This is a genomic window from Staphylococcus gallinarum, assembly GCF_029774255.1.
Taxonomy (GTDB): domain Bacteria; phylum Bacillota; class Bacilli; order Staphylococcales; family Staphylococcaceae; genus Staphylococcus; species Staphylococcus gallinarum.
Window position 1 is genome coordinate 2,537,769 of record NZ_CP069082.1, and the last position, 26,260, is coordinate 2,564,028.

A 26,260-nucleotide genomic window follows, 5' to 3' on the forward strand; every position below is an offset into this window, starting at 1 on the left:
TCGTTGTTTGAAAACCCAAAATGTTATTAATCTGTGAGTGTTCTTTCGAACACTAGCGCTTATTTCTTTTTGAATTCAAGCTTTTTTAAAACTCTAATTCACTCGGTTTTGCTTGGTAAAATCTATATATTTTACTTACTTATCTAGTTTTCAATGTACAATCAAAAAAATGGTGGGCCTAAGTGGACTCGAACCACCGACCTCACGCTTATCAGGCGTGCGCTCTAACCAGCTGAGCTATAGGCCCATTTTTTGTTGAATACTCTAATGAGCATTCAAAACTGAATACAATATGTCAATGTTATTCCTCTTATCATCTTCTAAAGAAGATGTTCCGAATATATCCTTAGAAAGGAGGTGATCCAGCCGCACCTTCCGATACGGCTACCTTGTTACGACTTCACCCCAATCATTTGTCCCACCTTCGACGGCTAGCTCCATAAATGGTTACTCCACCGGCTTCGGGTGTTACAAACTCTCGTGGTGTGACGGGCGGTGTGTACAAGACCCGGGAACGTATTCACCGTAGCATGCTGATCTACGATTACTAGCGATTCCAGCTTCATGTAGTCGAGTTGCAGACTACAATCCGAACTGAGAACAACTTTATGGGATTTGCATGACCTCGCGGTTTAGCTGCCCTTTGTATTGTCCATTGTAGCACGTGTGTAGCCCAAATCATAAGGGGCATGATGATTTGACGTCATCCCCACCTTCCTCCGGTTTGTCACCGGCAGTCAACCTAGAGTGCCCAACTTAATGATGGCAACTAAGCTTAAGGGTTGCGCTCGTTGCGGGACTTAACCCAACATCTCACGACACGAGCTGACGACAACCATGCACCACCTGTCACTTTGTCCCCCGAAGGGGAAAGCTCTATCTCTAGAGTGGTCAAAGGATGTCAAGATTTGGTAAGGTTCTTCGCGTTGCTTCGAATTAAACCACATGCTCCACCGCTTGTGCGGGTCCCCGTCAATTCCTTTGAGTTTCAACCTTGCGGTCGTACTCCCCAGGCGGAGTGCTTAATGCGTTAGCTGCAGCACTAAGGGGCGGAAACCCCCTAACACTTAGCACTCATCGTTTACGGCGTGGACTACCAGGGTATCTAATCCTGTTTGATCCCCACGCTTTCGCACATCAGCGTCAGTTACAGACCAGAAAGTCGCCTTCGCCACTGGTGTTCCTCCATATCTCTGCGCATTTCACCGCTACACATGGAATTCCACTTTCCTCTTCTGCACTCAAGTTTCCCAGTTTCCAATGACCCTCCACGGTTGAGCCGTGGGCTTTCACATCAGACTTAAGAAACCGCCTACGCGCGCTTTACGCCCAATAATTCCGGATAACGCTTGCCACCTACGTATTACCGCGGCTGCTGGCACGTAGTTAGCCGTGGCTTTCTGATTAGGTACCGTCAAGATGTGCACAGTTACTTACACATATGTTCTTCCCTAATAACAGAGTTTTACGAGCCGAAACCCTTCATCACTCACGCGGCGTTGCTCCGTCAGGCTTTCGCCCATTGCGGAAGATTCCCTACTGCTGCCTCCCGTAGGAGTCTGGACCGTGTCTCAGTTCCAGTGTGGCCGATCACCCTCTCAGGTCGGCTACGTATCGTCGCCTTGGTAAGCCATTACCTTACCAACTAGCTAATACGGCGCGGGTCCATCTATAAGTGATAGCAAAACCATCTTTCACTATAGAACCATGCGGTTCTATATGTTATCCGGCATTAGCCCCGGTTTCCCGGAGTTATTCCAGTCTTATAGGTAGGTTACCCACGTGTTACTCACCCGTCCGCCGCTAACGTCAAAGGAGCAAGCTCCTTATCTGTTCGCTCGACTTGCATGTATTAGGCACGCCGCCAGCGTTCATCCTGAGCCAGGATCAAACTCTCCATAAAAAATTATGATGTTTGATTAGCTCATAAAATACTAATTTGTGTTATCATTAACACGTTTTTTAAACCAACGATTATCGTTGTGTTCGGAATTAACGTTGACATATTGCGATTCAGTTTTCAATGTTCATTTGAATAATTAAAAAATATGGTGGAGACTAGCGGGATCGAACCGCTGACCTCCTGCGTGCAAAGCAGGCGCTCTCCCATCTGAGCTAAGCCCCCATTTTTTAAAAGAGTCGGGAAGACAGGATTCGAACCTGCGACCCCTTGGTCCCAAACCAAGTGCTCTACCAAGCTGAGCTACTTCCCGTATATTTAAGTGGTGATTAATTTTAAAATGGCGCGCCCGATAGGAGTCGAACCCATAACCTCTTGATCCGTAGTCAAGCACTCTATCCAGTTGAGCTACGGGCGCTATTTTAAAAAGATGGTGCCGAGGACCGGAATCGAACCGGTACGGTGATCTCTCACCGCAGGATTTTAAGTCCTGTGCGTCTGCCAGTTCCGCCACCCCGGCAAAAAATAATGGAGCAGAAGACGGGATTCGAACCCGCGACCCCAACCTTGGCAAGGTTGTATTCTACCGCTGAACTACTTCTGCAAAGTGAAACTGGATGAGCCATAGAGGATTCGAACCTCTGACCCTCTGATTAAAAGTCAGATGCTCTACCAACTGAGCTAATGGCTCATGAAATGGTGCCGGCCAGAGGACTTGAACCCCCAACCTACTGATTACAAGTCAGTTGCTCTACCAATTGAGCTAGGCCGGCTATTCATTTGAATGGTGGAGGATGACGGGTTCGAACCGCCGACCCTCTGCTTGTAAGGCAGATGCTCTCCCAGCTGAGCTAATCCTCCATTATGTTATAAAGCCTGGCAACGTCCTACTCTTGCGGAACGTAAGTCCGACTACCATCGGCGCTAAAGAGCTTAACTTCTGTGTTCGGCATGGGAACAGGTGTGACCTCTTTGCTATTGCCACCAGACAATTAACTTACTTAATCAATAATACATTGTTTATTTAATAAATGCAACGGTCAATTTTACACTGTGTTGATATTTTATTTACAAACGCTTTACAAAGCTTTCAATATCAACCAGTCGTTTTTGACGACTTTTTTATATTACTTCATTTCTGATTACAAGTCAATACTTTTTCGAAAAAAATTATTATAAAGAAAAAACATTGTATTTGCAACCGGTCATTACTATCTTCGTCATCTCAACTCGACTTGAATAAGTTTATCACAGGAATACACTATATGCCATACCTTTTTTGGTATAGTTTTCTATTTTATTAGTCTTATATTACCTATTTGTATCTTATTACGCAAATTATTACTGGATCAACTTGGAAATTTTCAAATGTAATGTTCTTATTTATCATATTTCTTAATTACTTTTTAAATAGTAAAAGGTTGACCGTGGTAAATATACTCCGGCCAACCTCTTTTAATTGTTTCTATAATTTTATTGTACTTTCTATTTCTGTCTCATATAAGGGAATAATAATACATCTCTGATAGATGCTGAGTCAGTTAATAGCATTACTAATCTATCAATACCAATACCTAGTCCACCTGTTGGAGGCATACCGTATTCTAATGCTTCGATGAAATCTTCATCCATTTCATGTGCTTCATCATTACCTTGTTCTTTCTCTACTAATTGAGCTTCAAAACGCGCTCTTTGATCTATTGGGTCATTCAATTCAGTGAATGCATTACCATGTTCTCTACCAACGATGAATAATTCAAATCTATCAGTAAATCTTGGATCTTCTGGATTTTTCTTCGCTAATGGCGAAATCTCGATTGGATGACCGTAGATGAATGTTGGTTGTATTAATGTTTCTTCTACTTTTTGTTCAAAGAATTCATTAAGAATGTGACCATATTTCATATTATCTGTGATTTCAACACCATGCTCTTTAGCTAAGTTTTTAGCCTCTTCGTCTGTTTTCACTGCGAAGAAATCTACGCCTGTTGCATCTTTAACTGCATCAGCCATATGCACGCGTCTCCATTTAGATTCTAAATCAATTGTTTCTTCTCCGTATTGAACTTTAGCAGTTCCCAACACTTTTTCAGAGATATGTCTAATCATATTTTCTGTTAAATCCATAATATCATGGTAATCAGCATATGCTTCATATAACTCAATCATTGTAAATTCTGGATTATGTCGAGTTGATACACCTTCATTACGGAACACACGTCCAATTTCATATACTTTTTCAAGGCCACCAACAATTAAACGTTTAAGATGCAATTCAATCGCAATTCGCATATATAATGTTGCATCTAGGGCGTTATGATGTGTTACGAATGGACGTGCAGCAGCACCACCAGCAATTTGATGCATCATTGGTGTTTCAACTTCTAAGAATCCTTCTTTATTTAAATAGTTACGCATTTCTTGCAAAATTTTACTACGATTAATAAAAGTTTGTGTACTATCTTGATTTGTAATTAAATCTAAATAGCGTTGACGATAACGTTGTTCTATGTCTTGTAAGCCATGGAATTTATCTGGCAATGGGCGTAGAGATTTAGTTAAAAGCGTAAATGATTTCGCTTTAACTGATAATTCCCCAGTGTTTGTTTTAAACATAACACCTTCAACACCGACGATATCTCCAAGGTCAGCAGCGTTCCATAATTCGAACTGTTCTTCTCCAACTTGGTCTTTTCTTACATAAATTTGAATTTGACCTGATAAATCTTGCACATGCGCAAATCCAGCTTTACCTTTACCACGTTTTGTCATTAAACGGCCTGCAATCGTAACATGACTATCGTCTTCTTTTTCTTGTAATTCTTCTTTAGAAAATTGATCCCAATCTGTATGCAATGGTTCTGCCATAGCAGTACGTTCAAATTTTTGGCCAAAGGGATCAATACCTAAATCGAATAATTCTTGTAATTTTTGGCGGCGGACCTGCATTTGGTCATTCATTTCTTCTGACATAACTGTCTCTCCTTTATGCTTCTTGTTCTACTTTTTATTGTTTTGCTTTCAATTTAAAATCCATGAAATGTATCAATTATCATTCACTTGTAGCTTGGTTGGGCATTTTACTTAATTTACCAAAAACGTAATCACTATTAAAATGCTATTAGATATTTTTGCGCATTTTATAACGCAACCTTTTCACCATTCAATTCTACTAGACGATGCGAATGTAATAAAGTAATTTCAACTTATTCCTCAATTGAAAACTGCTCAATTTTTATACAACTTAACCGAATCGTCTGTATGCACTAAATTCCCTATCTTCTCATTAGAATTTGGTTCGACAACATCTGACGCAATATCATTTAAAGGAATTAATACGAAAGCACGTTCGAGCATACGTGGGTGTGGGACGATTAAATCTGCTTCATCTATTATATGATTTCCGTATAATAAAATATCAACATCTAATGTTCTAGGTCCCCAATGGATTTCTCTAACCCGATGTAGTTGTTGTTCTGTTTCCATACATACTTGCAATAATGCTTGTGCAGTTAATGAAGTTTGAATCTCTAAACAAAGGTTTAAAAATTGCGGTTGCTCAACATAACCAACTGGCTCTGTTTCATATATTGGCGAGACTTTAGTAACGGTAATACCATTAGTCGCATTCAAAATACGAATTGCCTCATCTAATTGCGCTGCTCTGTCTCCTACATTACTACCTAAACCTAAATACGCGTTAATCATTAGTGATTCTCCCTCACTATTTCAATCCCGACACCATCATAATGACCAGGGATAGGTGGATTCTCTTTAGTGATTCTAACTTTCGTTTCCATTACACGATTATAGTGTGAATTTATACGTTTTGCAATACGTTCAGCTAGATGCTCTAATAAATTTACAGGCTCCCCTTCCATGATAGCCTTTACATCTTCAAATACTTCACCATAGTGCACTGTATCCGTTACTTGATCTGATTCACCAGCTGGTTTCAAGTCTACCTTTAGAGTAATATCTACAATAAAAATTTGTCCGATTTCATTTTCAGCAGGTAATGCACCATGATAACCATAAAATTTAAGACCGTTCAGAAATATTGTATCGCTCATCGTCATTCTCCTTTAAGTAATCCATACTGTGACTAATACGTGCATTCAACTGAACATTGTGCACTCTAACTGCTTTTACGCCTTTCATTATACCATAGGCTGTAGTTGCTGCTGTCGCCTCATCTCGTTCAGTTGGCGTCGTTTCTGTACCTATCATTTCCTTAATAAACCTTTTTCTACTTGTAGCAAGCAATACCGGATAATCTGTTGCTACCAGTTCATCTAAGCGCGACATTACTTCACGTTCTTCTATACGTGTTTTAGCAAAACCAATGCCCGGGTCAATCCATATTTTATGTTGAGGAATGCCTTTCAATTCTGCTTTATTAGCTTGTTTTAACAAATATAACAACATTTCTTCCATTACAGGTTCAGTTCGATTACCATCTCCATTATGCATCAACACAATCTCACCATGATACTTTGCCACAACATCAAATATACGCTCATCATAAATACCAGCCCATTGATCATTGATCATCTCAACGCCTAAATCCATTACTGCTTCCGCTACTTCACTACGGTATGTATCAACAGAGAGCTTCACATCAAGTTTAGTTAATGCTTTCACTACAGGAATTACGCGTTGCATTTCTTCATCAACAGTGATTTCTTCATAACCCGGACGTGTGGATATACCACCTATATCTATGATATCAACACCTTCTGCTATCATTTCTTCTGCTCTTTGTACCGCACTTTCTACAGTATTATATTTACCACCATCCGAGAAAGAGTCTGGAGTTACATTTAATATACCCATTATTTTTGTCCGTGTCATAGTTGATTACTTCCTTTCACTACTATTTGTTAAAAGTCGATATTTATCTTGTACGTTTCTATAATAACGTTTATTGTCTATTTTTTCAGTGTCGAATACTTAAGTATGGTGTCTTAAATATAATTTATATTCATTTTCTATTCTCTTATGCGCATTAACACACAAAAAAACCGGCACACACATCTCAATGTGGCCGGTAATTACACCTAAATTAATTCTAGTCTTCGAAAGAATATAAAGGTGTTGAAAGGTAACGTTCACCGTTACTAGGTAATACAGTAACAACTGTCTTACCTTTTCCTAATTCTTTGGCTTTTTGAATTGCTGCGTAAATCGCTGCCCCTGAAGAAATACCACCTAAAATACCTTCTTCTTTAGCAACTTTACGTGAAGTTTCCATAGCAATTTCATTACCTACTTTAATAATTTCGTCATAGATATTTGTGTTTAATGTGTCAGGTACGAAACCAGCGCCTAAACCTTGTAATTTATGTGGTCCAGGTTCTCCACCACTTAATACTGGTGAATCTTCTGGTTCAATAGCTACTAAATTGATATCTGGATATTTTTCTTTTAAGACTTTACCAGCACCACTTAATGTTCCGCCAGTACCTACACCCGCTAAGAATGCATCGATTGTTTTACCTTCAAATTGCTCAACTAATTCAGGACCAGTTGTTAATTCATGGACACGAGGATTTGCTGGGTTCTCGAATTGTTGTGGTTCAAAGTAACCAAACTCTTCTTTAAGTTCTTTGGCTTTCTTGATTGCACCTTTCATTGCTTCTGAACCTGGCGTTAACACTAATTCAGCGCCATATGCTTTTAATAAGTTGCGGCGTTCTTGACTCATTGTCTCAGGCATTGTAAAGACTGCTTTATAACCTTTTGCTGCACATACAAATGCTAAACCGATTCCTGTGTTACCACTTGTTGGTTCAACGATAGTGTCACCCGGTTTAATTTTGCCAGCTTTTTCAGCTTCTTCAATCATTGCTAATGCGATACGATCTTTTACTGATCCACCTGGATTTTGATATTCAAGTTTTACATAAACGTCTGCTGAATTCTCATCTACAACGTTGTTTAATTTAACTACCGGTGTATTACCGATAACTTCTACAATATTATTTACTGGTTTGTTGTTTGTCATTAGTAAAGCTCCTTTTCGTTAAAAAGTTCAAATGCATACTTTTTTTATCGGATATAGTATATATTTTATCAGATTTTTCTGTAAATACAACTATGAAACCTTAATTTTATTATTTCACTTTACTTTAAAAACCTACCAAGCCCTATATGACAGTAATTAATTTTTATTTTCTAGCAATGCTTCTAATTCATTTTCTGTAAAATTATACTTCGTTCTACAAAAATGACATTCTGCTTCTGCACCATGGTCTTCATTAATCATACTAATAATTTCTGCTTCACCTAAACCTTTAATTGCAGTTAAAAATTTATCATGACCGCAATTACATTCGAATTGAGCTGGTACATTCTCTAATATTTGTACATTTTCTTCACCTAAAATTTCAAAAAGTAATTCTTCAGGTGTGAGTCCTTGATCAATAAGTTTCGACACTGGTGTCATATTATTAATCGCGTCTTCTAATTTAGTTATAGTCGCATCTTCTGCACCAGGCATTACTTGTAATATAAAGCCGCCAGCAGCTTTAATTGAATTATCAGGATTAACGAGTACACCTAGACCAACAGAGGAAGGTGTTTGTTCACTCTTAGCAAAATAATAAGTGAAGTCCTCACCTAATTCTCCAGATACAATTGGACTAGATCCAGAAAAGTAATCTTTCATGCCGACATCTTTAACTACAGTTAACGCTCCTTCTGTCCCTACTGCTCTGCGTACATCTAGTTTACCGATATCATTTAGCGGAAAGTGAGTCTGTGGGTTTGTTACATAACCTCTTACATTTCCTTTGGCATCTGCATCAGCAATAATTTTACCAATTGGCCCTTGGCCATCTACTGTTACAGTAAGTTTTTGGTTCCCTTTTAACATTGCTCCCATCATTAATGTAGCTGTCATTGTTCTACCAAGTGCAGCTGAAGCTGTCGGCCAGGTATAATGTCGCGTTTGAGCTTCTTGCACACTTTCTGTTGTCAGCGCACTATACGCACGTATTTGTCCTCCAAAAGCTAATGCTTTCACAATATAATCTTTCGTCATTACATCATTTCTCCTTTTATTTGCTCATGTGTCATTGCGATATTGCACACATTGTGTTCATTTCATATTTTAGTTCAATTTATTTTACTGGTTCACCTTAAAAAATGCTAAATATTTGTTTACGCAAAATATTTTCTATTTCAAGTAATAATAAAACGCCTCTTTCTACTATCCACTATGATAGCAAAAAGAGACGTCTTTGTTCAGTCATTAATTTCTGTTACTTGGATCGTTAGGATCACTTGGATTGCTAGGTTTGTCGATATTTGGTGATTGTTCGTGTCCAGTTGTATCACGATCACCTTCATTATCGTCTTCTTCATCTTCTTGACGGTTATCTTTACTTACATCATTTAATGATTGCTCTTTACGAACATCCTCATATGATTTACCGTATTTTCCGTCTTTGAATTCAGAGTCTTCTTTATTAACTACCTCAGCACTGTCATAATCTACTTCAGGTAATACACCATCGTAGAATAATGAATGAATTTGTTCAGCGACTAAAGTTTCTTCAGTTAATAATGATTCAGCAATCAACTTCAATTGTGATTTGTGTTCTAGCAAGATATCTTTACAACGATCATATTGTTCTTTGATGATACGTTGTACCTCTTTATCAATTTCATAAGCAATTTGTCCAGAATATTCTGGTTCACCTTGCATATCTTTACCAAGGAATACTTGACCATTACTGCTACTAGAGAACTGAATTGGACCAAGTTTCTTACTCATACCATATTCAGTAACCATTTGACGTGCGATTTGCGTTGCACGTTCAAAGTCATTTGATGCACCTGTTGATACTTCATTAAAGTTAATATCCTCAGATACACGACCACCTAGCAGACCACAAATCTTATCTAATAATTCTGGTTCAGTCATCAAGAATCTATCTTGCTTAGGTAACATCATTGCATAACCACCAGCTTGACCACGTGGTACGATTGTAACTTTATGCACGACTTCTGCTTCGTCTAATACCATACCAATAATTGTGTGACCAGCTTCATGATGAGCTACAATATTACGTTCTTTCTTAGAAATAACACGTGATTTCTTAGCAGGACCAGCGATTACACGGTCTGTTGCTTCTTCAATATCACGCATGTCAATTTTCTTCTTACCTTCACGCACTGCAATTAATGACGCTTCATTAAGTAAGTTTTCTAAATCTGCACCAGAGAACCCTGGCGTTCTTTGAGAAATGGCTTTCAAGTCTACTGTCTCATCTAATGGTTTATTCTTAGAATGTACATGAAGAATTGCTTCACGACCTTTAACATCTGGACGTCCAACTTGAATTTGTCTGTCAAAACGACCTGGACGTAATAATGCAGGGTCAAGAATATCTGGTCGGTTAGTTGCAGCAATCATTATGATACCTTCATTCTCACCGAAACCATCCATTTCAACAAGTAATTGGTTAAGTGTTTGTTCACGTTCATCGTGACCCCCACCAACACCAGCACCACGTTGACGACCTACTGCATCAATCTCATCAATGAAAATGATACATGGTGCATTTTTCTTAGCATTTTCAAATAAATCACGTACACGGCTCGCACCGACACCGACAAACATCTCAACAAAGTCAGAACCACTAATTGAGAAGAACGGTGTGCCAGCTTCACCAGCTACTGCTCGCGCAAGTAATGTTTTACCTGTACCAGGAGGGCCAACTAATAACACACCTTTAGGTATGCGTGATCCCATTTGCTTAAATTGCTTATTATCTTTTAAGAAGTCTACAATTTCAACTAACTCTTGTTTTTCTTCATCTGCACCTGCTACATCAGAGAAGCGTACACGTTTTTTCTGACTGTCGTACATTTTAGCTTTGGATTTACCAAAGTTCATCATACGACCGCCACCGCCGCCGCCACCTTGAGCTTGGCTAAGGAAGAAAATAAATAAAAGAGCAATTATTAATACTGGAATGAGCGTTGTTAAAATACTAACAAACACGCTTTGTTTTTCTTCTTCTTTAACTGTAAATTTCAATCCATCTTGACTTTGTGCTTTATCAGTTATTTTTTCAAGTTCTTTATCATTGTTATATAAAATAGTTGAAGAATAATCTTCACCTTTTTTCGTTTTACCGCTTACCATATAGACATTTTGTTCTGGTTGGATTTCAAGTGTCTTAAGATCACCTTTATCTAACTGCTTTACAAATTGGTTATATGTAAGTTGCTTTGGCATATTTCCATTGCCGTTGAGCCACGAAAACAAGCCGAATATAATAACGCCAATGATTGCAATAACTAGCACATTACGAAAGGCCTTCTGCATGCGTCGTTTCCTCCTACTTCAATAATAAAACTAACAAAAATTGTAACATAACGCGTCTGCCAAAGGCTAGTATTTCAACTTTTGCGCGTCGTTTACAATCCATGCTGTTTTAGTTTAATTTTTAAATTATTTCCCCATAAACACCAACTAAAACTACTAACTTAAAATACTTATATTATATCGTATCAATTGTCGTAATATATTAACCAAAATCCGTTTTATATTAATAAATTTTCAATTGATTAATATTAGACAATTTTATTAGGTTAGAAATTATAGTATACAATAACTTTGTAATTGAATAAATTTAGTTGCTTATGCTTATGAGTAAACTTCAGGCTTTAGTGTACCAATATATGGCAAGTTTCTATAATGCTCAGCATAATCCAAACCATAACCAACAACAAATTCATCAGGAATTTTTTTACCGACATATTTAGCTTCGATATTTGCTTTACGGCGGTTAGGCTTATCTAACAGCGTCACGATTTCTAATGAATTTACGCGTCGTGACTGCAATAATTCTGTGATTGACTTTAATGTAGTACCTGTTTCTAAGATATCTTCGATAATTAATACATCTTTATTTTCTATTGAAGAACCTAAATCTTTTAAAATTTGAACTTCACCTGTCGATTCTGTACCACCGTGATAACTTGAAACATCCATAAAATCAATTGCCAAGTGTGTATCAATTCGTTTGATCAAGTCTGCCATAAACATGACTGACCCTTTCAATATTCCGATACAAACTAATGGCTTTCCTTGATAATCCTTTGTAATTTGTTCGCCCAAATCTTTACAAATTTGGTTAATATCTTCTTCACTTAATAATATTTCTTTCAAATCATCACGCATTGTTATTCCTCTCCCATATTACTTATTGATATTAATTCATTATATTTTTGCTTTAAAAACAAAGTCCCAACTGCAATTATTTCTTCATCGGCAGTAACTATTACAGGCATTTCTTCACGTTGTCGTTGTATTATTTTCTCATCAATAAATAACCTGCTCACCTTTTTATGCCCAGTGCTACCATTCAATTCATATTTATCGCCAACTTGTCTTGTTCTTATAGTTAATGGAAATTCATCTTGTGGTAAGTCAGCTTGAATTTCAATATTATAGCGACTAAAAGTATATGTGCCTGGTTGATTGACCTTTATCTGAGAAAGCGCTTGTTCATAATTAGCCATTAAGATAAATTTATCATAAGCGATATGAATTATCCATTTATCTGTAGTGTATAATGTGCATTGTGCATGGTTACTTGCTATTTGTGTTAGCCATGATTCATACATCTTTTCAGATATCGGTTGTTCTAACGCTAATTTATCAATTAATTTATCTAATACAACTATTTTAACAGTATGTCGCAATTTTAAAAATTCACTTCTAGAAAAATGGATTTCATGATTGTTTGTCTCTGCTTTAACCTTATTTAATATAAAGTGATCTGCTTCTTGATGTATTACATTCAATTGTTCATCATGCCAAGCTTTTAATTTCAGCAATTGTTGTGTCGACAATTGTCTGTTTTCATCTATTGCTGGCAATAAACGATTACGGATGTCGTTTCTGACATATTGATTATCTTGATTTGTTTCATCTTCAAAAAATGGTACGTGTTGTTCATGCTGATAAGTTCGGATTTCTGATTTAGATACCGCTAACAAGGGTTTAGCAAGTACATAATTCTTTCTAAGAATACATTCATCCATACCCAACTTACTTCTCGTAGAACGACCGGTCATAACCCGATAAAATATCGTTTCAATCTGATCATCTAAGTGATGTGCAGTAAGTAACACATCCGCTTCAAGTTCTTCCATCATTTGATCAAACCATGCATACCGCAATGTACGTGCCTCATTTTCTATACTATTACCTGCTGCAATGACATGGGATAAATCTAATTCATGCACAAATAAGTCAACGCCATGTTGCTTACAATAACGTTGCATAAATGCCTGTTCTGTTTTAGCAGCTGTTCTTATTCCGTGATTAACATGTAAACATGTAATTTGGCGATAGGTTTGACGATAGTTGGTCAACAGTTGATGTAATAACACCATACTATCCACGCCTGTGGAAATCGCTAGCACAATATGGCTATCACTATGCCATGCATTTGTATTCACTTCCACATTTTCCACCTCACTCACATAAATAATAAACTACGCCTACAGTACAATTAACTATACAATAAAAAAGAGACTGTTTCCTCAAATAAGAAAACAGTCTTTGATTGATAGCGACAAACTTATTTATATCTTACAAGCTTATTTCCAACAACCTTCTATATTTCCTTGAAACAGCCTTTATATTCTATAACGATTAGCGCTTAGCGCCTTTTCCACCACGTCTAGATTCTGTTTGACGTTTAATAGAAGTTAACTTATCTTCACTGTCTTTCAAAAAGTTAGTTAATTTCTTCTCAAAATCTTCTGCTTTTTGTTGTGGTTGTTTATAACTTGGTTTACTTTGAGGTTTACGAGGACGATCTTTTGCTTTTTTAATTGAAAGACTAATCTTTCCATCATCAGCGATTGACAATACTTTAACTTCAACTTCATCTCCGACAGTTAAATGATCTTCTACGTTTTCTACGTAATTATCCGCAACCTCACTTATGTGAACTAAGCCACTTTTCCCTTCAGGAAGTTCGACAAACGCGCCAAACTTTTTAATTCCAGTGACTTTACCTTTAAGCTTGTTTCCTACTTCGATTGACATAGTGTAAATAAATCCTCCCGATTCGTTTCGATTTTAACTTTATTATATGCCTGTTTACACAATTTAACAATGGTATTATGATTCAAAAAAATAAATTTTCTTATTTATCTTCTTTAGACGATTTTTCTTGGCCTGTGCTTTTATCCCCAGGCAACTTAAATACAACTTCGCCATCATTACTTAAATAATAATCATCGCGTGCAATTTTTTCTATATAACTTTTATCATTTAGATTATTTAATTTCTCTTTTAACGCTAATTCTTCATCTTGTTGCTTTTGGTATTTTTGTTCCTTTTGTTGACGTTCTACTGCATCGTCATTGTTACTCTGAATTTGAGTGACAAGCATTATGGACAAAATGATGATAATAGCTAACAATATGCCACCAAAGAATGTCACACGTTTACGCACAACGCGATTTCTCATTCTTTGTTGTTGTTTTTTTCTATTTTCTGCAGAGGTATACGTATTACCTATTTGTTCAACCTTTTTACTCATTCGCTTGTCACCACCTTTTTTAATTTTCACTGACTTTTTCTTCTTTAATAATTTCATACATGCCCTTTGCATTTTCTTTTGTAGCATGTTCACTAAGTCCTGTTACTTTGACAGTAACTATTTTTTGACCAAAACGAATCACTAATTCATCTGTTTCCTTTACGTCAGTACCTGCTTTGGCAACTGAACCGTTTACAGTTATGCGTCCTTGGTCACTGATTTCTTTCGCCAGTGTTCTACGTTTAACTAGTCTAGATACTTTGAGATATTTGTCTAATCTCATATTTCGTCTCCTCCTTGCTCTAAAATATTTTTTAAAGCTGCCTCATCAAGTGTCTTATTTTTGGTTTTATCATACATCTTCAAGAAATGCTCTGCAAATACTTTTTCAAACTTCACTCTATCAACTTTACCCTCTTTTGATTTCGCTGTTGACCAAATTTGCTTTAAATCTTCTATGTTATTGGCCTCTTCATCAGCAAAAATATGTGGGTGTCTGCGAATCATTTTAGCCGATAAACTCTCAACGATTTCGTTAATATCAAAATATCCATACTTCTTACCAATACTTGCATGTAGTAGTACTTGCAACAGAATGTCGCCCAATTCTTCGATCATATGCCAATCATCTTCATTATCGATTGCTTCAAACAACTCAAATGTTTCTTCCAATAAGTAACGCTTTAATGATTGATGCGTTTGTTCTTTATCCCAAGGACAACCGTGTTCATCATCTACTAATTGTTCAATAATTTCAGTAGCAAAGTAGAAGTCACTATAGTATTCGCTATCTTGCGTTAATCTAGGAAGAAAGACACTTGTAAGGTTTGTAAATCGTGCCTCTTCATGATCCAATTCGTAAAGCGGCACTGCAGTAACTTGCGCTTCATTCCCCTTTGCACCATCTACTATATATACGATATGTTCATCTTTATAACGTTCCATTAATGTCACTTTCAAATCGCCAGCAACCATTGCGCTATATACTTGCGTAATGAGTGTATGATTACGGCCATTTAATTGATTAGCCTTGATTGAAGTAGCATCAAGCATAGTAAAACCGTCGTTTGGATCTATTTTTACCGCTTCAAATATATCATCGATAAAACTTTTCCCACCTAAAATTTCTACTTCAATATTATCATGTGTTGCTGCATAGGCTTCTAATTTAGAAGTTGTCGTTTCCGCAACTCTAGGATGCCCTGGCACAGTATAAACAATCGTTTCATTTTTACTCGCTTCTAACAATTGATTCACAATTGTATCGTAAACATCATCGAAAGTTGTATTATTTTCATAAACAGCATCAAAACCTTGAAATTCGATACCTTCATCTTGTAAAGATGCAATAACTGGGTGTTCTAATGTTCTAGTAAATACTCGAGGCTGATTTTTCAAAAATTTATAAATACCTAAAGGCAAGTCATCTAAACCATAGTTTCCTAGACCTACAATCGTAATATGTTGTGTCATTAACGTTTCCCTCTCTTCATATGATAAAGCTTATCTCCAAATGGCAAATGTTTTAACTCTCTATAGCTCAACAATTGCATTTGCACAATTGCCAATATAATGACACCAATTCCTACCATCGCTGCAATTAGCAATTCGATGAGACCACCGATACGTGAATCAGTAGAAATGACAAATAATGTACATTGTACAGCTACAGTTAACAAGACCATTGTTGCAATTAACTTTAGTACAAATTGAGTCATTGATTGAAATTTATAATGCTTTAATACTTGGTAATGTAATAATATTACAAATACAATGAGTGAGAGTACAGTACTTACACTACCGCCTAACATCAATAATTGTGGAATTAATAGGATATTTAACAACACTTTGCATATAATCCCAATTATAAATGCGATAAACACTGGTTTCACCTTTTGTCTAACTTGTAATAACGCAATATCTATCATGATCAAAGATACACAGATTACCGTCAACATATATATAGCCAATGTTCCGGTTAAGCTGTCATATTTAAAAAACACACTATTCATTAATGGCAATAAATTTATCAAACCGATACCTGCAGCAACACTAATAAGGACTGTTATTTTTATCGATGCATTTGCATAGCGATTGATTAACACATGCTGTTGTTCCTTTATCGCTTCTGTCAATAATGGAATGAGTACAAAGCTAAACGTCGTAGTCACAATCAATCCCATTTGAATAAACGAGGCACCGCGATCATAGATTCCTTTTTGAGTAGCAGCATCCTGAAAGTCTAAACCAGTATGCATAAGTGCATGCAGCACAGTAAAACTATCCACCACTTGCCAAACAATAACGATTAACTGACTGACAGCAAAAACGACAATCGCAATAGTCAACTGTTTCCACGCTATATCAGCTTTGCGTTTCACAACTTTGAAAGGTCTTTTCTGCATTAAAAATAAACTCGATGCTAGAAAGCCAGCTGCCGAACCTGCGATTGCTAACATGCCTGACTGATAGATTGACCAATGTTGCAACAAGTATAGCAATACGGCAATCATAATAATACCGACCCGGACAACTTGCTCAATCACTTGTGACATCGCTGGTATATTCATCTCATGTTGCGCTTGATAATAACCTCTCAGCACGCCTAACACACCGACAAACAGATAACTAAAGCTTGCTGCTCTCAACATAGGTGCTAAATTTACATCTCCCATCAATATCGCTATCCATTTGGCACTGATTAATAACATAATAAAAAATATACCGCTGAAAATTTGCAAGACAAACAATACATTCGTGTATTGCTTATCCTTGCCTGATGAGCCAAACGTCTGAGTCACAGCACTAGGAATGGCATTCATTGTCAATATAACGCCTAATGCAACAATTGGATATATTTGTTGATATGCATATAAACCTTCATCACCTAATATATTTTGATAAGGTATGCGATAAATTGCACTCAACACTTTGACTATAATGAGTGCTACTGTTAGAACTACAACACCATTAAATGCAGAACGTTGCGTTTCATGTTGCTTATTCTGCTTCATCAGCAAATTCCATACTTTCTTCAATACATTTAGCTAAGAATTTTAAATTTTCGAGCCAAGTCTTAGTTTTATTTAGTGTCACCTTCATTTTACCATCTTGGACACCTACTTTCATCGCTCGTCCAAGTGGTTGTGTATGTTTAAATAGGCTCTCACCATTGATTTCAGTCGTTCCCTTTTCAGACATATACACTTCGACTTGCTTGCCAGTATCCTTGATCAATGTAACACCAGCATGTAGGGCATGAACCTTAATTTCCATCATATCTAATAAACGTTCCACTTCAACCGGATATTCATTAAAGCGATCTATTAATTCGTCTTTAACGTCCATTAATTGTGCTTCGGTCTCAATTTTACGTAATTTCTTATATATTTCTATCTTAGCTTGTTCATTTTGAATATATTCTGCCGGTAAATACGCATCGATATTCAATTCTATTTCAACTTCTGGTGCATCTGCTTGTTCTTCAGTAATTCCTCGTTTTTCATTTACTGCTTCTTCTAACATTTGTGAGTATAAGTCAAAGCCGACAGAATCAATAAAGCCGTGCTGTTGTTTACCTAGAAGATTACCCGCGCCTCGAATATTTAAATCGCGCATTGCAATTTTGAAACCAGAACCTAGTTCTGTAAACTCTTTAATTGCTTGCAAACGCTCTTCTGCTGACTCTGTCAAAACTTTATTCGTAGGATGTAAAAAGTACGCATAACCTATACGACTAGAACGTCCAACTCTACCTCTCAATTGATATAACTGGCTCAATCCAAAGCGATCAGCATCTTCTATGATTAATGTATTAGCATTTGGTACATCTACGCCTGTTTCAATAATCGTCGTCGTCACAAGAATGTCGTATTCATGATTAATGAATCCTAACATTGTTTCTTCTAAATCACGTTCACTCATCTGACCATGGGCCACTCCAATATTAGCGTCCGGCATAAGCATCTGTAATTGTTCGCGTTTCTCATATATAGACTGCACTTTATTGTATAAATAGAATACTTGTCCTTCTCTAGAAACCTCTCGTTCTAAAGCTTCTTTAATAAAGTTAGCATTTTGTTCTAAGACATATGTTTGCACAGGGAAGCGATTTTCAGGTGGTGTCTCAATTACCGATAAGTCTCTAACACCTAACATACTCATGTGTAAGGTTCTTGGAATTGGCGTTGCCGTTAAAGTTAAAACATCTACATTAGTCTTTAATGTCTTGATACGTTCTTTATGTCTAACGCCAAAGCGCTGTTCCTCATCGACAATTAACAAGCCTAAGTCTTTATAATGGATATCCTTACCTAGCAGTTTATGTGTACCTACTACGATATCTACAAAGCCAGACTTCAATCCCTCTTTCGTTTCTTTAATTTCCTTTGTAGTTCTAAATCTACTGATTAATTGAATTTCGACTGGAAAATCTTGCATACGCTCTATCAATGTTTCATAGTGTTGCTGCGCCAAAATAGTCGTAGGTACTAAAAATGCAACTTGCTTACCTTCCATTACTGCTTTAAACGCTGCACGAACTGCTACTTCTGTCTTACCATAACCTACGTCACCACAAAGTAATCTATCCATTGGCTTTTCAACTTCCATGTCACCTTTAATTTCATCGATTGATTTACTTTGATCGGGTGTTAACTCATAAGGGAAATCTAATTCAAAATCATTTTGTTCTGCTGTGTCTGGTCCGTATTTATAACCAACAGACATTTCACGTTCTTTATATAATTCGATAAGCTCATCAGCTATATCTTCAACACTTTGTTGTACTTTGGCTTTTGTTTTTTTCCATTCTGTTCCACCTAATTTATTTAACTTAGGTGATTTATCTTCTGAGGCAACATATTTCTGAACTTGATCCATTTGGTCTACAGGTACAAAGAGTTGATCCGTACCCTTATATTGCAATTTGATATAGTCCTTATGAACACCTGCAACTTCAAGTGTTTCTACACCCAAATAACGACCAACACCATGGTGTACATGGACAATATAGTCACCGACCTTTAGGTCTTGATATGATTTGATTTTTTCTGCATTCGTTAACGTTTTCTGTTGCTTCGGTTTCTTTTTTTGCTTGGATTTAAACAATTCTCGCTCTGTTACAACGACAAGTTGCATATATGGTAATTCAAAGCCTTCAGACAAGCTGCCTTCTGTAATGATTGCGCTTCCCGTTTGATGGTTATCACTCACAGTATCTACAAAAGTCGGAATATGCATTTCATTTAGCATTGACTGAATTCGCTCTTTTTTCACTTCTGTTTCTGCTAAAACCACTACAGTATAGTCATTTTTGATATAACGCTGGAATTCTGAACGCATAATATCGTACTGACCATAAAATTGTTGCACTGGTTTACACGAGAACTTAATAATACTTTGAATTGGCACTGACATCGTTGCAGTAAATAACGTAAAGTAAGTTACTGGATGACGCTTCAACAATGTTTCAAAACCATCATAAGCTAAGAAAGTTTGACCGATAAATCCTTTACCACTTTCAATTAAATTTTGAATAAATTCATCTACTTCTGTCGTTAATGTCGTCTCTGTTTCTTTGACTCTATTAAATTCATCAACTGCTATAATTGCATCAGATTTGAAGTAATCCATAATCGTAGCAGGAGACTCATACATAAACGCAACCAATCGTCGTAAGACTTGATGATCAAATAATGAGTCTTCAAATAATTTGAAACTTTCATATGTTTCTTTCAAATCATTACGTACTGCTTTGTCTATTTTAGGCCTTGTCATTTCATAGGCTTCTTTTAACTTTTGCTTTGTGTGACTAATCACTTCATCAGTAATGATATAGTCACTCGCAGTTGTGATTTCTACACTTTCTAAATTAGACTCTGAACGTTGTGTCTCAACGTCAAAATCACGAATTGAATCGATTTCAGTATCAAAGAGTTCTATTCTTACTGGGTCACCTATCAGTGGATAAATATCGATAATACCACCGCGTAATGAGAATTCTCCTATATGCGACACGACACTTTCCCTACGATAGCCCATGTTTACTAGTTTATTTAATAACGCATCAATATCAATGTCATCTCCTACAGAGAGCGACATTTGATGTGCTTGCCACATATCTACAGGCGTCAACCATTTTTTCAATCCGTTTAATGGTACGATAAATAAGCCTCTCTTTTCTTGAGCAAGTGCCGTTAATGTACGTACACGTTCACTCATAAATTGAGGGCTTTGTGTTGAGAATTCTTCGGTCATGATATCTTGCAATGGATATTTATAAATATGCTCTGCATCAACAAATTGTAACAAGTCATTTTCCAACTTATCTGCTTGATACAAGTTATTTGTAACAACTAATAACTGCTTAGAGCTATTCAAATATTTCTCAGATATAATTGTTGCTTTAGCAGCCGAAGATAAGCCGGTAACGAGGACATTTTCCTTACCGAACACTTCATTAAGTTCTTGATAACGTTTGTCTTCATTTATATATTCTGTAATTATCGATTTCAATTTACTTCACCATTATATTCATTCATCACGTTATCAAAGCGAGATGTTTCAATAAATGCTTCAACTGCACGTGCAGAATGTTCTATTACTTTATTCATTGTTTTCATTTCTTGGTCTGAAAATCTTTGTAATACATAATCAACAATTGCCATACCATTTGAAGGGCGATCCACACCGATACGAATACGTTTAAATTGATCAGTGCCTAAGGCTTGTATAATTGACTTCATGCCATTATGTCCACCTGCACTACCCTTTTGTCGTAAGCGTATCTCACCTTGTGGTAAATCCAGATCATCATATAACACAAGTAAGTCATCTATGTCGATATCATAATATTTCATTAATGGTCCTACCGCTTCACCAGATAAATTCATTAATGTTAAGGGTTCAATAAACATTACCTTTTCACCAGCGATGCGCTCAATTGTATACGCGCCTTTAAACTTTTGTTTATCTAGCGTAAATTGATTACGTTCTAAAAGATAATCTATAACTTCAAAGCCAATATTGTGTCTTGTTAATTCAAAACGTTTCCCAATATTACCTAAGCCTACAATACACTTCATCAAGTTACCTCCATTTTTACTATACCTTTGAAATACAAACAATTAAGTAGTCATTTGTAAAGCAAAGACTCTACATTTTTCTAGTATCAATCACTATAATAACATAAAAAAGCACCTGCTTAACGTATTAAGCATGGTGCTTTTCCATATTCAATATGATGTCTAGACGACAACGATTATTCAGAATATAAAAGTTCGAATTATTCTTCTTCTTTTTCTTCTGTTTCTTCGTCTTCTTCACCAACAACAGCTGGCTCTTCAGTTTCTGATTCGCCTTCCATTGCTTCGATTTCTTCTTCTGTTGGTTCTTCAGTTGGAGGAACAACAGTAACTACTGAATCAGTAGCTTCGTTTTCAATTGTGAAGTCACCAGAAACTTTGATATCTTCAACAGCTAAGCTGTCGTTGATTTCTAATTCTGTAATATCTACTTCGATAGCTTCAGGAATGTTATCTGGAGTAGCTGTTACTTCAAGGTTGAATAATGGTTGTTCAACAACGCCGCCTTCTTTAGCGCCAGCTGCTTCACCAACTAAGTGTACTGGTACTTCAACAGTACGTTCTTCGCTCATGTTGATAGCTAAGAAATCGATGTGAGTGATTTGGTTTTTAAGTGGGTCGAATTGGTAGTCTGAAACCATAACTTTGATAGTTTTAGAACCTACGCCTAATTCGATAACACCGTTACGACCAACTTCACGGATAACTTTGATGAATTCAACTTCATCAACTTTAACTGAAGTGTTTTTAGTACCGAAACCGTAAACAACAGCTGGTACTTTACCGATATTTCTTAATGCTTTAAGGTCTGCACGTGTTTGCTTACCTTGACGAATAATTGACTTTAATGAAGCCATATTCATTTTCCACCTTTCATCATCTGCTCTATCAAATAGAGCCCCTCACTTGCCCATCAACGCCATGTTGCTTGCAAGTGTTTATTTTGTTCGTCTAATCACGAACGGAACTATTATACCGTTATTGTAATATTTAGTCAAATAGCACACTAACTGATTCGCGTTCGTAAACTCTAATAATTGCTTGTGCTAATAAACCAGCTACAGATAATTCTTTTGTGTTACTTGGTTTGCGGCTATCTTCTAATTGAATAGAATTTGTAACAACTAATTCTTTAATTGCTGAATTTTCAATACGCTCTTTGGCAGGACCAGAAAGTACAGGGTGCGTACAACAAGCATAAACTTCCTTCGCACCTTTGTCTTTTAACGCTTGTGCAGCTAATGTAATTGTACCAGCAGTATCGATAATATCATCAATAATAATAGCTGTTCTGCCTTGAATATCACCAACTATATTCATCACTTCTGCTACGTTTGGCTTCGGTCTACGTTTATCGATAATAGCAATTGGTGTTTTCAAGATGTCTGCAAGTTTACGTGCTCTTGTTACACCACCATGGTCTGGAGATACAACAACACATTCCTCTAAATCAATATTTGTTTCATTCTTAAAGTGTTCTGCCAAAATTGGAACACCCATTAAGTGGTCGATTGGCATATCGAAGAAACCTTGAATTTGAGGTGCATGTAAATCAAGTGCGATCATTCTATCTGCACCAGCTGTTTCAATTAAGTTTGCAACTAACTTAGCAGTAATTGGCTCACGACTTCTTGCTTTTCTATCTTGTCTAGCGTAGCCATAGTATGGTACCACAATATTGATATTTGCAGCAGAAGCACGTTTACATGCATCTATCATAATAAGTAATTCCATTAAATGTAGGTTAACAGGATATGATGTTGGTTGAATGATAAACACATCGCAACCACGGATACTTTCTTCGATATTAATTTGAATTTCACCATCACTAAAGCGTTTCACTGAACATTTTCCTAGTTCGATTCCAACTTTATCTGCTACTTCTTGGGCTAACGGTTCATTACCTTTCAAAGAAAATATTTTCAAAGCAGAATTCTTATACTCATTGTTTAACATTTATAGTCCTCCAATTAATTCGTTCAATTAGTTTTATTTACGTATATGGCAAAATTTAAATTTTCTCTCAACATGAGTCTGCAAGTTTTGGTATTTTTACATTACGTTATCTTAAACTTAACAGATTACATCATTTTTTCTAAACAATGCACATTTATTTTTTTAGATAGCCTTCTTTTGTCGTTTGTTTAGATCTTGCAAGAGCCAAACTATCTTCCGGAACATTGTCCGTAATTGTGGAACCCGCCGCAATAAACGAGCGATCTCCTAATGTAACTGGTGCCACTAAGTTTGTATTACAGCCGATGAACGAATCATTGCCTATAATTGTTTTAAACTTGTTGACGCCGTCATAGTTCACAGTAATAGAACCACAACCGACATTGGTACGCGCACCAATTTCTGCGTCTCCGATATAGCTCAAGTGTGGCAGTTTTGCACCTTCTTTTACTACAGATTTCTTAACTTCTACAAAGTTGCCGACTTTAACTTTGTGCCCTAGGTCAGCACCTGGACGCAATTGCGCAAACGGACCGATCGTCACTTCGTCCGCAATCGTTGCTTCGTTAATTACTGATTGTTTAATAGTTACATTTGCTCCAACTTGACTATTCGTTATTTCAGAATATTGACCAATGCTTACATCGGAACCGATTACAGTCTTGCCAGCTAATTTTACACCTGGTTCAATAATTGTATCTTCTCCTATAATTACATCCGCGCCAATATAAGTCGTTGCAGGGTCGATGATTGTTACCCCATTACGCATGTGAAATGTATTGATACGTTTACGAAAAGCTTGCTCCGCTTCACTTAACATAACGCGATCATTCACACCCATAATTTCATCAAAGTCATTCGTATGATGGACTTCAACTACACCTTGATCATCTAAAATAAGCGACAATACATCAGGTAAATAGTATTCACCTTGTGCATTATCATTTTTTACTTTTGCTAGCTTGTCAAATAAAGTTTGATTATCAAAAGCAAAGATACCAGAACTAATCTCATTTATTTGCTGTTCTTCTATGGTAGCATCCTTTTGTTCTACGATTTTAACCAAATGATTATTTGCATCTCTAACTATACGCCCATAACCAAATGGATTTGATGCTGTAGCAGATAGAACTGTAGCTTGTGCTTGATTTGTCTCATGATGAGTTATGAGTGCTTCCAATGTTTGTTGTGTGATTAATGGCGTATCACCACAAACGACTAATGTTGTCCCTTGTTTATCTTCCAAATGCTCACTTGCCATTTTAACTGCATGTGCAGTACCTAATTGTTCTTCTTGAAAGCTATAAAGTGAATCATTACCTAACGTTGCTTTGACACTTTCTGCGCCATGACCAACGATTGTTACAAGTTGTTCGACTCCTGATTGTCTTACATTGTCAACAACATGTTCAATCATAGATTTACCTGCAACTTCATGTAATACTTTGTATTTCTTTGATTTCATACGTGTACCCTTACCGGCTGCGAGTACGATTGCATGTCTTTGCATGTATGTTAACCCTCCATTAAAATATACACTTCCTTATTATTATAATTTAACGCTAGTACCACTTTCAAGGCTCAAAGCATCGATATTAAATAATAGACACTTTTTCTTGCACTAAATTAAAAATATTTCACAGTTAAATTGTCATCTTTTATGATTTGGGAAAACGTTTTATCCAATTTATGAAAGCATGTTCATTTTCATGTTGATATGCATTCATTTATTTCTCAAAATTTCTACTACTAGCTATTTATGTCGCCTAATTATTCAAATTAGCTAAGTAAATACAGTAAAAATACATTCATTAATATATTTCTTGTTAATTTTTTATTTTTTGTCACCTTTACATTTTATAATTTATTTCAAAAATAATATTTATCTGTTGTAACAAAAAAGAAGGTGGAATTGTTCAATTAAGAACAATTCCACCTTCTTTTTTTATGATATTAATCACTATACCACATCTCAAATTGTTTTAAATATTAAGCTTCCTCATTTGAATCTTCAGACGAAGCTTGTGCATTCCTATCTGGAATGACTTCATCCGTTTCATCATATACTTTCATCACTGCATCTTGAATTTCTTGTCTCATTTCTGAGTTGATTGGATGCGCGATATCTCGGAATTCACCATCTGGTGTACGCTTACTTGGCATTGCGACGAAAAGACCTGTGTTGCCTTCAATTACACGTAAATCATGCACGACAAATGATTCATCTAAAGTAATTGATACAAGTGCTTTCATTCTTCCATCTGTTTGTATTTTTCTAAGTCTTACATCTGTCACTTTCATGTAGTGAGCCCCCCTAGTATCTCTTTGTTAGAAGCTTAACAATTGCATTAAAAATTATATTCCCTTATTTTACTTTTGCTATTAATTCAATTTCTACTTTAACATCTTTAGGTAATCTCGCTACCTCAACACAGCTTCTCGCTGGTTGATGTGTGTCAAAGTACTTGCCATAAACTTCATTTATATTTTGAAATTCATTCATATCAGCAATAAAAATTGTAGCTTTAATGACTGAATCTAAATCAGATCCAGCTTCATCTAATACAACTTTTAAATTTTCTAATACTTGTGTAGTCTGTTCTTTAACATCGTCACTGACAATTTCACCATTTAAATTTAATGGGATTTGTCCTGATGTAAATACCAAACCATTAATTTCAGTTGCATGTGAGTATGGCCCCAATGCTTCAGGCGCCTTTTGTGTATTAATTGTGTTCATG

General features: G+C 36.3%; 21 protein-coding genes, 9 tRNA genes and 2 rRNA genes. All 32 read right to left on the bottom strand.

Features of this window, described 5'->3' with window-relative positions; genetic code table 11:
- Nucleotides 1-170: 170 nt before the first annotated feature.
- Nucleotides 171-247 (bottom strand) — tRNA-Ile (locus tag JN168_RS12115).
- Between the two features lie 103 nt (nt 248-350).
- Nucleotides 351-1,903 (bottom strand): 16S ribosomal RNA (locus JN168_RS12120).
- A gap of 146 nt (nt 1,904-2,049) precedes the next feature.
- Nucleotides 2,050-2,125, bottom strand: a tRNA-Ala gene (locus tag JN168_RS12125).
- A gap of 14 nt (nt 2,126-2,139) precedes the next feature.
- A tRNA-Pro gene (locus tag JN168_RS12130) sits at nt 2,140-2,213 on the bottom strand.
- Nucleotides 2,214-2,241: 28 nt separating this feature from the next.
- Nucleotides 2,242-2,318: transfer RNA gene (locus tag JN168_RS12135), tRNA-Arg, on the bottom strand.
- Nucleotides 2,319-2,331: 13 nt separating this feature from the next.
- Nucleotides 2,332-2,420 (bottom strand) — tRNA-Leu (locus JN168_RS12140).
- A 9-nt stretch (nt 2,421-2,429) separates the two neighbouring features.
- Nucleotides 2,430-2,504: transfer RNA gene (locus JN168_RS12145), tRNA-Gly, on the bottom strand.
- Nucleotides 2,505-2,518: 14 nt separating this feature from the next.
- Nucleotides 2,519-2,591 (bottom strand) — tRNA-Lys (locus tag JN168_RS12150).
- Between the two features lie 6 nt (nt 2,592-2,597).
- Nucleotides 2,598-2,673 (bottom strand) — tRNA-Thr (locus JN168_RS12155).
- Nucleotides 2,674-2,685: 12 nt separating this feature from the next.
- Nucleotides 2,686-2,761: transfer RNA gene (locus JN168_RS12160), tRNA-Val, on the bottom strand.
- Between the two features lie 13 nt (nt 2,762-2,774).
- Nucleotides 2,775-2,889 (bottom strand): 5S ribosomal RNA (rrf, locus tag JN168_RS12165).
- Nucleotides 2,890-3,385: 496 nt separating this feature from the next.
- Entirely contained in the window at nt 3,386-4,873 is a 1,488-nt protein-coding gene (gene lysS, locus JN168_RS12170) for a lysine--tRNA ligase (RefSeq protein WP_042739999.1), read from the bottom strand.
- A gap of 255 nt (nt 4,874-5,128) precedes the next feature.
- Nucleotides 5,129-5,608 (bottom strand): 2-amino-4-hydroxy-6-hydroxymethyldihydropteridine diphosphokinase, encoded by a 480-nt coding sequence (folK, locus tag JN168_RS12175; protein ID WP_042739998.1) that lies wholly within the window; start codon nt 5,606-5,608, stop codon nt 5,129-5,131.
- Nucleotides 5,608-5,973, bottom strand: a complete 366-nt coding sequence (gene folB, locus JN168_RS12180) for a dihydroneopterin aldolase (protein ID WP_229366909.1) — start codon at nt 5,971-5,973, stop codon at nt 5,608-5,610. Before folB ends, folK begins: the two co-directional genes overlap by 1 nt.
- A complete protein-coding gene (folP, locus tag JN168_RS12185; RefSeq protein WP_042739996.1) occupies nt 5,942-6,754 on the bottom strand; it encodes a dihydropteroate synthase in 813 nt (270 codons plus the stop codon). Before folP ends, folB begins: the two co-directional genes overlap by 32 nt.
- 217 nt (nt 6,755-6,971) lie before the next feature.
- Nucleotides 6,972-7,907 (bottom strand): cysteine synthase A, encoded by a 936-nt coding sequence (gene cysK / locus JN168_RS12190; RefSeq protein ID WP_042739995.1) that lies wholly within the window; start codon nt 7,905-7,907, stop codon nt 6,972-6,974.
- A gap of 156 nt (nt 7,908-8,063) precedes the next feature.
- Nucleotides 8,064-8,945, bottom strand: a complete 882-nt coding sequence (hslO, locus tag JN168_RS12195; RefSeq protein ID WP_042739994.1) for an Hsp33 family molecular chaperone HslO — start codon at nt 8,943-8,945, stop codon at nt 8,064-8,066.
- Nucleotides 8,946-9,155: 210 nt separating this feature from the next.
- A complete protein-coding gene (gene ftsH, locus JN168_RS12200; protein ID WP_042739993.1) occupies nt 9,156-11,240 on the bottom strand; it encodes an ATP-dependent zinc metalloprotease FtsH in 2,085 nt (694 codons plus the stop codon).
- A 321-nt stretch (nt 11,241-11,561) separates the two neighbouring features.
- On the bottom strand, nt 11,562-12,098 hold the full coding sequence (gene hpt, locus JN168_RS12205; protein WP_042739992.1) for a hypoxanthine phosphoribosyltransferase: 537 nt from the start codon (nt 12,096-12,098) through the stop codon (nt 11,562-11,564).
- A 2-nt stretch (nt 12,099-12,100) separates the two neighbouring features.
- On the bottom strand, nt 12,101-13,390 hold the full coding sequence (gene tilS / locus JN168_RS12210; protein ID WP_042739991.1) for a tRNA lysidine(34) synthetase TilS: 1,290 nt from the start codon (nt 13,388-13,390) through the stop codon (nt 12,101-12,103).
- Nucleotides 13,391-13,580: 190 nt separating this feature from the next.
- Nucleotides 13,581-13,979: a S1 domain-containing RNA-binding protein gene (locus JN168_RS12215; protein WP_042739990.1), complete on the bottom strand. Its 399-nt coding sequence runs from the start codon at nt 13,977-13,979 to the stop codon at nt 13,581-13,583.
- Nucleotides 13,980-14,079: 100 nt separating this feature from the next.
- Nucleotides 14,080-14,478, bottom strand: a complete 399-nt coding sequence (locus tag JN168_RS12220; protein ID WP_042740000.1) for an FtsB family cell division protein — start codon at nt 14,476-14,478, stop codon at nt 14,080-14,082.
- A gap of 19 nt (nt 14,479-14,497) precedes the next feature.
- The gene (locus tag JN168_RS12225; RefSeq protein WP_042739989.1) at nt 14,498-14,761 is read right to left on the bottom strand and encodes an RNA-binding S4 domain-containing protein; all 264 of its coding nucleotides are present in this window, start codon (nt 14,759-14,761) and stop codon (nt 14,498-14,500) included.
- The gene (locus tag JN168_RS12230; protein ID WP_042739988.1) at nt 14,758-15,951 is read right to left on the bottom strand and encodes a MazG nucleotide pyrophosphohydrolase domain-containing protein; all 1,194 of its coding nucleotides are present in this window, start codon (nt 15,949-15,951) and stop codon (nt 14,758-14,760) included. Before JN168_RS12230 ends, JN168_RS12225 begins: the two co-directional genes overlap by 4 nt.
- Nucleotides 15,951-17,492 (bottom strand): polysaccharide biosynthesis protein, encoded by a 1,542-nt coding sequence (locus JN168_RS12235; protein WP_042739987.1) that lies wholly within the window; start codon nt 17,490-17,492, stop codon nt 15,951-15,953. Before JN168_RS12235 ends, JN168_RS12230 begins: the two co-directional genes overlap by 1 nt.
- Nucleotides 17,479-20,994 carry a transcription-repair coupling factor gene (gene mfd / locus JN168_RS12240; RefSeq protein ID WP_107511985.1) on the bottom strand — a complete coding sequence of 1,172 codons (3,516 nt, stop codon included), beginning with the start codon at nt 20,992-20,994 and terminating at the stop codon, nt 17,479-17,481. Before mfd ends, JN168_RS12235 begins: the two co-directional genes overlap by 14 nt.
- Nucleotides 20,991-21,563 carry an aminoacyl-tRNA hydrolase gene (pth, locus tag JN168_RS12245; protein WP_042739985.1) on the bottom strand — a complete coding sequence of 191 codons (573 nt, stop codon included), beginning with the start codon at nt 21,561-21,563 and terminating at the stop codon, nt 20,991-20,993. The genes mfd and pth overlap by 4 nt, the downstream gene beginning before the upstream one ends.
- Before the next feature lie 200 nt (nt 21,564-21,763).
- Entirely contained in the window at nt 21,764-22,420 is a 657-nt protein-coding gene (locus JN168_RS12250; protein ID WP_042739984.1) for a 50S ribosomal protein L25/general stress protein Ctc, read from the bottom strand.
- 133 nt (nt 22,421-22,553) lie between these two features.
- On the bottom strand, nt 22,554-23,519 hold the full coding sequence (locus JN168_RS12255; RefSeq protein WP_042739983.1) for a ribose-phosphate diphosphokinase: 966 nt from the start codon (nt 23,517-23,519) through the stop codon (nt 22,554-22,556).
- A 154-nt stretch (nt 23,520-23,673) separates the two neighbouring features.
- Complete coding sequence (glmU, locus tag JN168_RS12260) at nt 23,674-25,029, bottom strand: bifunctional UDP-N-acetylglucosamine diphosphorylase/glucosamine-1-phosphate N-acetyltransferase GlmU (protein ID WP_042739982.1); 1,356 nt, start codon at nt 25,027-25,029, stop codon at nt 23,674-23,676.
- A 479-nt stretch (nt 25,030-25,508) separates the two neighbouring features.
- Nucleotides 25,509-25,820: a septation regulator SpoVG gene (gene spoVG, locus JN168_RS12265; protein WP_042739981.1), complete on the bottom strand. Its 312-nt coding sequence runs from the start codon at nt 25,818-25,820 to the stop codon at nt 25,509-25,511.
- Nucleotides 25,821-25,884: 64 nt separating this feature from the next.
- A complete protein-coding gene (locus tag JN168_RS12270; RefSeq protein ID WP_042739980.1) occupies nt 25,885-26,259 on the bottom strand; it encodes a RidA family protein in 375 nt (124 codons plus the stop codon).
- Nucleotide 26,260 lies beyond the last annotated feature (1 nt).